Source organism: Pseudomonas sp. IT-P258 (genome assembly GCF_949767825.1).
Classification (GTDB): Bacteria; Pseudomonadota; Gammaproteobacteria; order Pseudomonadales; family Pseudomonadaceae; genus Aquipseudomonas; species Aquipseudomonas monachiensis.
On record NZ_CATKPU010000039.1, the window covers coordinates 1 to 8,851 of the forward strand.

Annotated in this window: 8 protein-coding genes; 6 read left to right on the forward strand and 2 right to left on the reverse strand. The window is 57.9% G+C overall.

The annotated features are described in order from the left end of the window. Positions 1-16 precede the first annotated feature (16 nt). The gene (locus ACM6G4_RS15820) at positions 17-1,129 is read right to left on the reverse strand and encodes a GlxA family transcriptional regulator (protein ID WP_409079473.1); all 1,113 of its coding nucleotides are present in this window, start codon (positions 1,127-1,129) and stop codon (positions 17-19) included. Positions 1,130-1,240: 111 nt separating this feature from the next. Beyond that, positions 1,241-2,641, reverse strand: coding sequence for a GABA permease (gabP, locus tag ACM6G4_RS15825; protein ID WP_414914066.1), 1,401 nt, complete (start codon positions 2,639-2,641; stop codon positions 1,241-1,243). 206 nt (positions 2,642-2,847) lie between these two features. Here gabP and ACM6G4_RS15830 point away from each other — a divergent pair, with 206 nt between their 5' ends. The 6 genes from ACM6G4_RS15830 (at position 2,848) to ACM6G4_RS15855 (ending at position 8,805) form a co-directional block, all read left to right on the forward strand. Continuing rightward, positions 2,848-3,021: a hypothetical protein gene (locus tag ACM6G4_RS15830; protein ID WP_162252414.1), complete on the forward strand. Its 174-nt coding sequence runs from the start codon at positions 2,848-2,850 to the stop codon at positions 3,019-3,021. Between the two features lie 118 nt (positions 3,022-3,139). Beyond that, on the forward strand, positions 3,140-4,417 hold the full coding sequence (locus ACM6G4_RS15835) for a cystathionine gamma-synthase family protein (RefSeq protein WP_414914067.1): 1,278 nt from the start codon (positions 3,140-3,142) through the stop codon (positions 4,415-4,417). Between the two features lie 150 nt (positions 4,418-4,567). After that, complete coding sequence (locus ACM6G4_RS15840; RefSeq protein WP_056724218.1) at positions 4,568-5,998, forward strand: amino acid permease; 1,431 nt, start codon at positions 4,568-4,570, stop codon at positions 5,996-5,998. Between the two features lie 60 nt (positions 5,999-6,058). Beyond that, positions 6,059-6,949, forward strand: a complete 891-nt coding sequence (locus tag ACM6G4_RS15845; RefSeq protein ID WP_056724220.1) for a LysR substrate-binding domain-containing protein — start codon at positions 6,059-6,061, stop codon at positions 6,947-6,949. 16 nt (positions 6,950-6,965) lie between these two features. Continuing rightward, a complete protein-coding gene (gene thrC / locus ACM6G4_RS15850) occupies positions 6,966-8,345 on the forward strand; it encodes a threonine synthase (RefSeq protein ID WP_414914068.1) in 1,380 nt (459 codons plus the stop codon). Positions 8,346-8,367: 22 nt separating this feature from the next. Then, positions 8,368-8,805 carry an Lrp/AsnC family transcriptional regulator gene (locus ACM6G4_RS15855; RefSeq protein ID WP_056724223.1) on the forward strand — a complete coding sequence of 146 codons (438 nt, stop codon included), beginning with the start codon at positions 8,368-8,370 and terminating at the stop codon, positions 8,803-8,805. Positions 8,806-8,851 lie beyond the last annotated feature (46 nt).

The following is an 8,851-nucleotide window of genomic DNA, read 5'->3' on the forward strand; positions in this document are numbered from 1 at the left end:
AAATGGGGACGGCCGATCAGCGCAATTGCGCCAGATCAGAACGATCAATCATCCGAACACTGGCAAAAGTCGATTCGTTTCGTGCCTGGTCTAGCGCTGTCAGCGGTCTGGTCGATGACTGCTGCGTAGTCGCAAGCGTTGCAGGTTTGCGACTCAATTCAGAGTTGGAACGTTCGTCGCTTGGTGGAACACCAAAGTACTCGCGATAGCATTTGGAAAAGTGTGGTGTGGACACGAAACCGCATACATACGCCAACTCGATGAGCGACAATGATGTTTGCTTAAGCAGTTGTCGCGCCCGAACAAGACGTAATCTCAGGTAGTAGCGTGACGGCGTACAGTGGAGGTATTTCTGAAATAGCCGCTCTAGCTGTCGACGTGACAGATCAACGTATTCTGCAAGGTTATCGAGGTCGAGCGGTTCCTCGATATTGGCTTCCATCAACGCGACGATCTCCTGCAGCTTGGGTTGATGAGTTCCCAGTACATGCCTAAGCGGAACGCGCTGATGGTCTTGTTCATTGCGGATGCGCTCGTAGACAAACATATCCGAAATGGCCGCCGACAATTCACGGCCATGATCGCGGCCGATCAGATGCAACATCATGTCCATTGGCGCTGTTCCGCCGGAGCTTGTGAATCGGTTCCGGTCGAGGGTAAAGAGGCTCGCGCTGATGCTGACTCGCGGGAAAGCTTCCTGCATGGCAGCCAAACATTCCCAATGCACGCTGCACTCGTAGCCGTCGAGCAGCCCGGCTTTTGCGAGCGCCCAGCTGCCGGTGCACACACCTCCCAACCGTCTGGATTGACGCGCCAAGGCTTGCAGCCAGGTAATGTGCACGCGGGTAATCACGCTCTGGATTCCAACACCACCGCACACGATTACAGTGTCCGCCACTAATGGATTGCTCCATGAAGCATCCGGAGTGATCGGCACGCCGTCACTGGCCCAGACAGGCTCTCCACCGGGGCTGAACGTATGCCAGCGGTATAGCTCTCGCCCCGACAACTGATTGGCCATGCGCAATGGCTCTACCGCGGACGCCAGGGAAATAAGTGTGAATTTATCCAACAGCAGAAAACCAACGGATTGAGTCGTACCGTCGGACACGGTGGAGTTCGATGACATCGTGGTCATGTCCTCACAAGGAGCGATTACGGCCTGAGACACAGGAGCTTGTAATACTCCCCAGCCTCGGCGCAGGGAGTATCGGGTTCGGCGCAAACACCTCCTGGGGTTTTATCCCACAGACGTCACCCTCGCAGCCTGCGCAGGGTGACGCGACGTCACAAGGCCAATAAAGGAAATCGCCAGCGCCAGTCCAATGGTTGTGCTCACTTCGGTACGGTGCTCCGGGGTGATCATCATGACCGCCAGCGCTGCGCAAATGAACACGATCACCAGCCACGTCAGCCACGGGAACAGCCACATGCGAAAGGTCAGCTCGACGTTCTGCCGATGCAGCATCCCACGCATGCGCAACTGCGACACCGCGATGGCCAGGTACACCAGCAAGGCAATCGCGCCGGAGCTGGCCAGCAGGAAGTCAAACAGCCCGGCGGGCATGAAGTAGCTCCACACAGTGATCGCCGCGCCCAGCACGGTGCTGGCGATGACCGCTGCCCGCGGCACGCCTTCGGATGAGGTCGCCTTCAGCGCCTTCGGCGCATCGCCACGACGGCCCAGCGAGTAAAGCATGCGCGAGGCAATGTAGATCGAGGAGTTCATGCAGCTGGCCACGGCAATCAGTACTACGATGTCCACCATGAACTTGGCATGAGGAATGTTCATGATTTCCAGGGCCCGCTGGTAGGAGCCTACCTGGGCGAGCAGCGGATCGTTCCAGGGCACCACGGAGATGACCACGAAAATCGACAACAGGTAAAACACGCCGATGCGCCAAATCACCGAACGCGTGGCCTTGGCAATGTTCTGCGACGGGTTGTCGGATTCGGCGGCGGCGATGGTGACGGCTTCAGTACCAATGAAGCTGAACATGATGGTGATGAAAGCGCCGACTACCGCCGACAGGCCATTGGGGGCAAATCCGCCATGCTCGGCCATCAGCCCGCTCAAACCGCTGACTTCCCGATCGGGCACCCAGCCCATCAACACGGCAAAACCCACGGCGATGAAACCTATGATCGCCACGACCTTGGCCATGGCGAACCAGAACTCGAATTCGCCGTACTTGGAGACACTGAACAGATTGGTGATCACCAACGCAATGATCGACACCAGGGCGAACAGCCAGGCATCGATCTGGGGAAACCACTGGTTCAACACATGGCCGGCGGCCAGTGCTTCGATAGGGATAACCAGCACCCAGAACCACCAGTACAGCCAACCGATGGTGAAGCCTGCCCAACGACCTATTGCCTGGTCGGCATAGGTGGAGAACGAGCCGGTGTCCGGGTTGGCCACCGCCATTTCACCTAGCATGCGCATGACCAAAACGACGAGCAGGCCGGAAAATAGATAGGCCAGCAGGACGGCTGGGCCGGCAGCTGCAATGGCATGTCCTGAGCCAACGAACAAACCGGCGCCGATGATACCGGCGATTGACAGCATGGTGACGTGACGAGGCTTGAAGCCCTGCGCCAATTGGCCATTCGAATCCTTGGAGCTCGGGCTGATCATTTTTTTACTCTTTGGCGATCGACATTCAAGCGTTCTGAGTGAGGGGGAGGCGATCATGGGGGCTTGCTGTTGCCCCTCCTGAAAGCGACAGTCCTCAACGCTACTGTTCTATAAGCTCTGTCACTGCGATGTGACCAGCGCAGTGAAAAGTTGCGCCACCTTACCCGGCTTGTCCGACAATCCAGATACCTGATCGCGCCACCTCCGTGCCTGATATCGACACGGGAAACTTTGCACTCGCAGTAGAGGCCGGAGGTTTGGCAGCCGCGCGCGATCAAGGAAAAACTCACGTTATCGGAGTATTGAATGCCGATGTCGCTCCTGAAAGAGATCGTTTCGTTGCCGCAACTGACCTGAATCTGCGCCATCACAGCCATTAAAAAAAGCGGCCCTTTGGCACCGATAACATCGTTTCTCGGCGGCGCTGCTTTTCAATATATTGGCCGCCAGATCCGGTGAGTGACTCAACATTCGCCCCCCTCAGTGCGAGTAGTCTTTATGAATAAAAAACCAGGCAACGCAGGGTTTGTTAATGCGGGTGCGGGAACCCGTGCCGTGTGGGGTGGGGAGCAAGTCAGGCATCCCTACAACGCCACCCAAACCCCCATCGTAGTCAGTGCTGCATATGGTTACGACGACATAGATGTCTGGTACGACGTAGCGTTGGGCAAGGCCCCCGGCTTTATTTACAGCCGTATGAGCAACCCGACAGTCGAGACCCTTGAGGCAAAGATTCGCGAGTTGGAGCTGGCCGAATCCGCCGTGGCTTTCAGCAGCGGGATGGCGGCGATCAGCAGTGTGCTCTACACCTTCCTGGCCCATGGCGATCGGGTGGTGTCGACCAAGGACAGCTATGGCGGCACCAACAAGATTTTCGAAGAGTTCCTGCCGCGCACCGGTGTGAACGTGACGTTGTGCGAGACATTCGATCACGAAGAAATTGAACGCGAAATCGCCAAGGGTTGCCAATTGGTGTACCTGGAAACGCCAACCAACCCGACGCTGAAAGTACTCGATATCGAGCGTCTGGTGGCTGCGGCCAAGCGCGTCGGAGCCATTGTGGTGGCGGATAACACCTTCGCCACGCCATTGAATCAGAACCCCCTGGCGCTGGGTGTGGACGTGGTCATTCACAGTGCCACCAAGTTTCTCAGCGGCCACGGCGACGTGCTTGGCGGCCTGGTGTGCGGTAGCGAATCGCTGATGGCCAAGGTGCGTCATTACCGGGAAATCAATGGAGCGACGCTCGACCCGTTCTCCGCCTACCTGATCATTCGCGGCATGAAAACGTTGGTGCTGCGCATGCGTCAGCAGCAACGCAGTGCCCGCGCACTGGCCGAGTACCTCTGCGTCGAACCCTTGGTGGAGTCGGTCAATTATCCGGGTTTGCCCGGCCATCCGAATCATGCGGTGGCGTGCGCGCAAATGTCCGGCTTCGGTGCAATCGTCAGTTTTGTCGTGGTGGGCGGCATGGACACGGTCAAGGTGCTCTTGCCACGACTGCGATTCGCCCACTGCGCGGGCAATCTCGGTGCGGTGGAAACCATCTACGGTCCGGCGCGAACCACCAGCCATGTCGAGAACACGCTGGAGGAACGACTGGCCCTGGGCATTTCCGAAGGGCTGGTGCGGGTCTCTGTCGGCATCGAGGACACCGATGATCTGCTCGACGACCTGAAACAGGCATTTGCATTTGTCAGGGGGGCGGGCAACGAACCCGCACAAGAAAGTACCCAGATTTCAATCAATGAAAATTGCACCGAAGTTGCAGGCTGAAGCGTTAGCGCTAAACCTCACTACAAGGATGTGAGTGGGGCGTTCATGAAGTGGAATAATAATAAAACTTAGTGGCGACCTGTTTTTACTCTGCCCAGTCAGTCATTGCAGACGTTAATTCGTGCCCTAATAACTTTCATGAGAACAACCATGTCCATAAAAGAAGAACAACTTCATTCGCGTTCCGGTTTTAAACAGGAAATGCAAACACGGCATATTGTCATGTTGGCGTTAGGCGGGGTCATCGGTACCGGGCTGTTTCTCACGTCCGGGTATACGGTTAACCAGGCCGGTCCCTTGGGCGCGGTGATCGCTTACATCATCGGCGCGCTCATGGTTTACATGGTGATGATGTGCCTGGGCGAACTGGCGGTGCAGATGCCGGAAACCGGTTCATTCAGCACTTACGCCACCCGTTTTCTCGGGCCTGGTACCGGCTATACCGTGGCTTGGTTGTATTGGCTGACCTGGACGGTGGCCATCGGTTCTGAATTTACCGCCGCCGGCATCTTGATGGTGCGCTGGTTCCCGGATACACCGGTGTGGATCTGGAGTGCGCTGTTTGCGGGCCTGGTGTTTCTGACCAATGTGATTTCGGTGCGCCTGTTCGCTGAAACCGAGTTCTGGTTGTCACTGGTTAAGGTGGTGACTGTAATAGTGTTTCTGATGATCGGCGGTGGCGCGATTCTCGGTCTGCTGCACATCGAACAGGGCCACAGTATCGGGTTGAGCAACTTCACTCGCGAAGGACTTTTTCCTACGGGAGTCATGCCGATAGCCATGACGTTATTGGCGGTGTCTTTTGCGTTCTCCGGCACAGAGCTGATCGGTATTGCCGCGGGGGAAACCAAGGACCCGCAGCGCAATGTGCCGCGTGCCATTCGCACGACGGTGCTGCGCCTGGCGATCTTTTTCGTGGGGACCATTTTCGTCCTGGCGACGCTATTGCCCCGAGAACAGGCCGGCCTGGTAGAGAGTCCATTCGTGACTGTGTTCACCTACATCGGGATTCCCTATTCGGCAGACATCATGAACTTCGTGATCATCAGTGCCTTGCTGTCGGCCGCCAACTCCGGTTTGTATGCCGCGTCACGGATGATCTGGACGCTGAGTGACCAGGGTCATCTGCCCAAGCGTTTCTCGGCACTGACGCGTATGGGCACGCCGCTCAACGCCATTATCATCAGCATGGCGGGTGGGGCAGCCTCGTTGCTCAGCAGTGTGTTCGCCGCCGATACCATCTATCTGGCGCTGGTATCGATCTCCGGATTGGCGGTCGTAGTGGTATGGATGAGCATCGCTGCGAGCCAGATTGCTTTCCGTCGTCACTATGTGGCCAACGGCGGTGACATCCGCGACTTGAAATTCCGTGTCCGGGGTTATCCATGGGTGCCGTTGGGAGCGCTGGTCTGCTGCAGTCTGGCGTGTGTCGGGATTGCGTTCGATCCGGAGCAGCGAGTGGCGTTGTACTTCGGTTTGCCCTTCATCGCCTGGTGCTATTTCGTGTATTACATTACCCGCAAAAGCCGCGAGCGACGCTTGTCGGTTGCCCCCTTGGCACAACCGTCCGACGCGTTCTAGTCAGCGTCGACGGGATGGGCAAGCGTGCTCGGTGGAGGGGGCGTCCCAGAGGTTCAAGCCATGAAGCAAAAGACGCTACCCCCATTGAACTGGCTGCGGGCATTCGAGGTGTCTGCCCGCTGTTTGAACTTCACCCATGCCGCCGAAGAACTGTTTTTGACCCAGGGCGCAGTCAGTCAGCAGATCCGCCAACTGGAAAGCCATCTTGGGGTGGCACTGTTCAAGCGCTTGCCCCGTGGCTTGGGACTGACCGAGGAAGGCCAGGCGTATCTGCCGGTGGTGCAGGATGCGATCACGCGACTGGCAGTGGGGACCAACGAAATTTTTGGCCAGCACAAACGTCGGCCGATCAAGGTACGTGGCAGCCTGGCGTTCTTCGTGCATTGGCTGGCACCCAAGCTGGCGGGGTTTAGCCAGGCGCATCCGCATGTCGATATCCGCTACATCAGCAATATCTGGGTCAAGGAACTGGACGGTGAGGATGACATGGAGATTCGCTGGGGCCACGGTCAATGGCCCGGCCTGGTGTCGCAGCGCCTGACCTGGGACACGTTGTTCCCGGTCTGCTCGCCGGACCTGATGGCGAAGTCGCCGCTGACGGTCCCTTCGGACGTATCGCACCATCCGCTGTTGCATGTTCTGGGTTACGAAGAGGGTTGGGGTTACTGGTTGAACATGGTCGGTGCAGACACCGTCGACTCTTCGACCGGCATGCAGTTCGACACATTGATCTCGACTTTGCGCATGGCCGAGTTAGGTCAGGGGATTGCCCTGGCCCGGTCCTCGATGGTGGAGGAGATGCTTCAGGATGGACGGCTGGTCGAACCCTTTACCCAGCGTATCGAAGCCAGCGAGTCTTTTTACCTTGTGCGCGGTTCCGGGGCCGAGCAGCACCCGGACGCGGTGATGTTTTCCACCTGGCTGGTCGAGCAGGCACATCGTTTCAAATGAATGGCCGGAGCCAACCATGCGTTATGTGAGCACCCGAAATTCGGCCGTGCAGGTCGACTTCGAACAGGTCGTATTGTCTGGCATTGCCGAGGACGGTGGGCTGTTCGTACCGCTCGAACTGCCGCTGTTTGAAGCGCAGGACATCGCCAACTGGTCGACCTTGCCCTATGACGAACTGGCCTACAGGGTGATCAGTCCGTTTGTGGGAGAGGCGATCCCCGAGACAGACCTCAAGCGCATGCTCAAAGAGGCCGGTAGTCAATTCAGCCATCGTTCCCTGGCGCCATTGCATCAGGTCGATCGTAACGAATGGGTGCTGGAGCTGTTCCACGGCCCGACTCGCTCCTCGAAGGATTTTGCCGCTCAATTGCAGGCACGACTGGTGCCGTATTTTCTGCGCAAGCGCGGGCGTCGCGGGGTGGTGATCGGTGCCACCAACGGCGATACCGGGCTGGCGGCCATCGAGGCGTTCAAGCACTGCGAGGACACCCCCGTGGTGGTGTTTTACCCGGAGGCGGGCGTACCCCGGGACCAACTCCAGCATCTGCAAGCAGCGGCGCACCCAGGGGTCTATCAGTTCGCGGTCAACGGCAGCTTCGACGAGTGCCAGAACATCGTCACCCGGCTGTTCCGACAATGGCCGTATGCGCAGCACGAGGTGATCAGTTTCAACTCCAGTAACTGGGTCAGTGTGTTGGCGCAACTGGTGTTTTACTTCCACGCCGTGTTGCAACTGGGAGGCGGCCAGCGACCGATTGGTTTCAGCGTACCAGCGGCGAGTTTTGCCGAGGTGTATGCAGGCTACATCGCACAAAAAATGGGCCTGCCGATTACCCAGATGATTGTTGCGACCAACCAGAATGACGCGTTGCACCAGTTGTTTCAGAAGAACCACTACAGCAGGTCACGAGCCAACAAGACGCTTTCGCCTGCCATGGACCTGTCGATCTTTTCCAATCTGGAACGGTTCCTTTGGGAGCTCTACGGGCATGACGACCAGGCGGTGTGTGCCCTGATGGAGGGGTTCGAATCCAGCGGCGAGATGGTCATCGCCAACGAGTTCTGGTTGCAGGCGCGGATGATCATCGACTCTTACGCAGTCAGTGATGAGCAGACGCTGACGGAAATCACCTCGCTGTATCGCGACACGGGATACGTCATCGACCCGCATACGGCCACCGGCGTGCTTGCCGCCCGGTTGTATCGGCGAAGCCTGGTGGCGCCAATGGTGACCCTGGGGGAAATCTCACCGGTCAAGTCGGCGGCACTGCTTGGCGAGTTGGGCATCAGTGTGGCGGGGCTGCATCCTGAGGTCGCGACGCAAGGACAGGCGCGGGTTTACCGGATTCAACCGGACGACCTCAACACCATCCATGAGCGGCTCGGTGCGCTGTGAAGGCGCGACAACAGGAGGCCAAGTGAAGCGAATTCTGGACCCTCTCGATGAACACATCATCGCGCAACTACAGCTCAATGCCAGGGCTGCACACGCCGAACTGGCGGCCAAGGTCAATCTGTCACGCAATGCGGTGCGCCAGCGCATAGAAAGACTTGAACGCGACGGGGTAATACAGGGGTATACGATACGCACGGGGGAGGGGCGACAAGCCACGTCGAACATCAATGCGGTGATTTTCGTTTACCGCTACGACCGGATGCGGGGGGCGGAAGTGTTGCAGGCGCTGCGGGCCATTCCGGAAGTCATCCAGTGCGATGTCATGAGCGGCGAGTTCGACCTGATGCTGCGGGTGGGCGCTGCGAGCCCACAGCGGGTGCACAAGGTCTGGACTGAAATTGCCGCGTTGCCCGGGGTGGAAAATACCGTGACCTCCTTTGTGCTGTCGTCTGTCGTATAGCCCATCTTTCGTACCGCTAAAAGCCAACCTGTGTTGGCTTTTTTTA

Bases quoted from the DNA above. Each gene is read 5' to 3' on its own strand.
- ACM6G4_RS15820 (WP_409079473.1), bottom strand. From the start codon at position 1,129: ATGTCATCGAACTCCACCGTGTCCGACGGTACGACTCAATCCGTTGGT.
- gabP (WP_414914066.1), bottom strand. From the start codon at position 2,641: ATGATCAGCCCGAGCTCCAAGGATTCGAATGGCCAATTGGCGCAGGGC.
- ACM6G4_RS15835 (WP_414914067.1), top strand. From the start codon at position 3,140: ATGAATAAAAAACCAGGCAACGCAGGGTTTGTTAATGCGGGTGCGGGA.
- ACM6G4_RS15840 (WP_056724218.1), top strand. From the start codon at position 4,568: ATGTCCATAAAAGAAGAACAACTTCATTCGCGTTCCGGTTTTAAACAG.
- ACM6G4_RS15845 (WP_056724220.1), top strand. From the start codon at position 6,059: ATGAAGCAAAAGACGCTACCCCCATTGAACTGGCTGCGGGCATTCGAG.
- thrC (WP_414914068.1), top strand. From the start codon at position 6,966: ATGCGTTATGTGAGCACCCGAAATTCGGCCGTGCAGGTCGACTTCGAA.